The sequence below is a fragment of the uncultured Aquincola sp. genome, from assembly GCF_964001545.1.
In the GTDB taxonomy this organism is placed as follows: Bacteria; Pseudomonadota; Gammaproteobacteria; order Burkholderiales; family Burkholderiaceae_C; genus Aquincola.
Map to the genome: position 1 here is coordinate 1 of NZ_CAXFDV010000458.1, position 2,715 is coordinate 2,715.

Sequence of the window (2,715 nt, forward strand, 5' to 3'; positions counted from 1 at the left end):
CCGGTCAGCTCGCCGGCCGCCGCCGCCATCCAGAGCCCGATGTTCAGCGGCGATGGCCGCCGCATCGCGTACCTGCAGCGCCACGGCGGGCCCGACACGCTGGCCCTCTTCGTCTTCGACCGCGACAGCGGCCAGACCACGCGGCGCCTGGCCCCCGAATCGCTGGCGCCGCAGCCCATGACGCTGGCTGAAGAACTGGCCCGCGAACGCGCCCGGCAGCGCTTCGACGGCATCACCCATGCACGCTGGCTGCCCGGCACCACGCGGCTGTGGTGCGCGCTGGGCCAGCGGCTGGTGCTGGTGCCCGATGACCCCAAGGCCGCGCCGGTGCTGCACATCCATGCGCAGTACATCGAAGCCGCCGTCGCCACCGCGCTGGCCGGTGGCCATGCCATCACCTACAGCGCCGGCGGCGACCTGTGGCGCGTGCCGCTGACGGCCGACGGCTTCGGCGCGCCGCAGCGGCTGACCGAGGACGGCAGCGACACGCTGCTCAACGGCATCCCCGATGCGATGACGCGCGAGGAGGTGTTCAACGGCCCCGCCTTCGTGCACCTGGAGCAGGGCCGGCAGCTGGCCTGGGCGCGTTTCGACACGTCGCAGGTCCAGTGCATCGACGTGGGCAATGGCGCCCAGACCCGCATCGAGCCCACCCGCTACGCCCGCCCCGGGCAGGCGGTGGCGCTGTTCAGCATCGAGTGGATGGACGTCGGCAGCCCGGCCGCCGCCCGCCGCAGCTTGCTGGCCGCGGACGCGGCCTGGCCCTACTTCCGCGGCCTGGCCGACTGGGGCGCGGGCGGCCTGCTGCTCACCCGCCTGTCGCGCGACCAGACGCGGCTGCAGCTGCTGCTTCTGGACACCGCCAGCGGCACCGCCACCGATCTGCTGACGCTGACGCAGACGCCCTGGATCAACGCCATCGCGCCGCCGCTGCGCCGCGCCGACGGCAGCTTCTTCCTGATCCATGAAAACACCGGCATCGGCCGCATCGGGCTGTACGACGCACAGGGCCGCTGGCAGTGCGACATCGGCGGTGTGTGCGATGGCGGCGGCGATGCGGTGGGCCACATCGATGGCCTGATCGGGCTGGACGGCGACAGCGGCGGCCTGCACTTCGGCGCCACCGGGGCCGATGCGCGGCAGCACCATGTGTTCCATGCCGCGCCCGCCAACGGCTGGGCCTGCCGGCAGCTGACGCAGGCCGAAGGCGTGCACGGCGCCACGCTGGCGCCCGATGGCCGGCACTGGCTGCACAGCTTCGAGTCGATGGCGCAGGCGCCTGCGCTGGTGCTGGAACCGGCAGGCAACACCGCCACGCCGGCCGGTACGCCCGAGCACCGCTTCCCGGCCGATCCCGTGCCCGCCTGGCTGCCCGGCCTGCGCCCGCCGGTGCTGCACGAGCTGCTGTCGGCCGACGGCCACACGCCGCTGCATGCCGCGGTGTACGAGCCCGATGCCGAACTGCCCGGCCTGCGCCCGGTGGTGCTGCTGGTCTATGGCGGCCCGCACCTGCAGGCGGTGCGCCAGTCGTGGGCGATGACGGTGGACCTGCGGGTGCAGTTCCTGGTGCAGCGGGGCTTTTACGTCATCAAGGTCGACAACCGCGGCGCCGCCGGACGCGGCATTGCCTTCGAGCAGCCGGTGTACGGCCGCCTGGGCCATGCCGAGGTGGACGACCAGGCCGCGGCGCTGGAACAGCTGCTGCCCCGGCTGCCGCGCGCCGACCGCCAGCGCATCGCCGCCTGCGGCTGGAGCTACGGCGGCTACATGACGCTGCGCTGCCTGCAGCAGCGGCCCGACCTGTTCAAGGCCGGCGTGGCCGGTGCGCCGGTGGTGAACTGGGAAGACTACGACGCGCCCTACACCGAGCGCTACATGGGCACGCCGCAGCCGCTGCCCACCTTCGCGCAGGCCAATGCCGAGGGCTATGCGGCCAGCAGCGTGGCGCGCGGCGAAGGCCAGGTGCAAGGCCCGCTGCTGCTGATCCACGGCATGAACGACGAGAACGTGCTGCTGCGCCACAGCACCGCGCTGATGGAAGACCTGGCGCGCCGGCGCGTGCCTTATGAACTGCTGCTGCTGCCCGGCGAGCGGCACGGCGTGCGCTCGGCCACGCAGCGGCCTTACCTGGAGCTGCGCATCGCCGAATTCCTGCAGCGGGTGCTGGGCGGCGCGGCGGCCGCTGGCGCTGATTGAAGCGCCTTACTTGCGCACGTTGTCCAGCGCCACTGGCACGATGAAGCCGCCTTCCACCGCACGCGCCTCGTACACCGCGGCGTAGATCGGCTGGCCGGTGCGGCGGTAGTGCAGCGCCAGCTCATAGCTGGCGGTTTCCTGGCCCAGCGCGGCGGCGTACTGCAGCCAGGCTTCGTAGCGGTTCATCGCATCGGGCTGCTGGGCCTGGGCGTCGCGGTAGCGGCGCGCGATGCGGTAGGCCGCGCCTGCATCGCCACGGGCGGCGGCGCGCACTTCGGCCTGGCGGGCTTCGTCGGTGCCCGCGGCGTCGCAGAAGGCATTGCGCTGCAGCTTCACGTCGCGCCGCTGCAGCGCGGCCAGCGCCTGCTCCGCGCCCTGGCGGGTGGACTGCGCGCGCTGCCACTGGGCCGGGTCCGCCGGCTGCCGGGCGGCGGCTTCGGCACTGCGCAGCACGTCGGCCGGCCACAGCGCCTGGTCCATCACCACCACCGGTGCGGCCGACGCGTCCACCGGCGGGCA

The 2,715-nt window shown here is 73.4% G+C and carries 2 protein-coding genes; one reads left to right on the forward strand and one right to left on the reverse strand.

Annotated features, from left to right (window positions below; all coding sequences use genetic code 11):
* On the forward strand, positions 1-2,196 hold a 2,196-nt coding region (locus ABNT58_RS15770), incomplete at its 5' end, for a prolyl oligopeptidase family serine peptidase (protein ID WP_348754409.1).
* Positions 2,197-2,202: 6 nt separating this feature from the next.
* On the opposite strand, the gene ABNT58_RS15775 is transcribed toward ABNT58_RS15770, so the two are convergent.
* A partial coding sequence (locus tag ABNT58_RS15775; protein ID WP_348754410.1) for a hypothetical protein occupies positions 2,203-2,715 on the reverse strand: 513 nt, incomplete at its 5' end.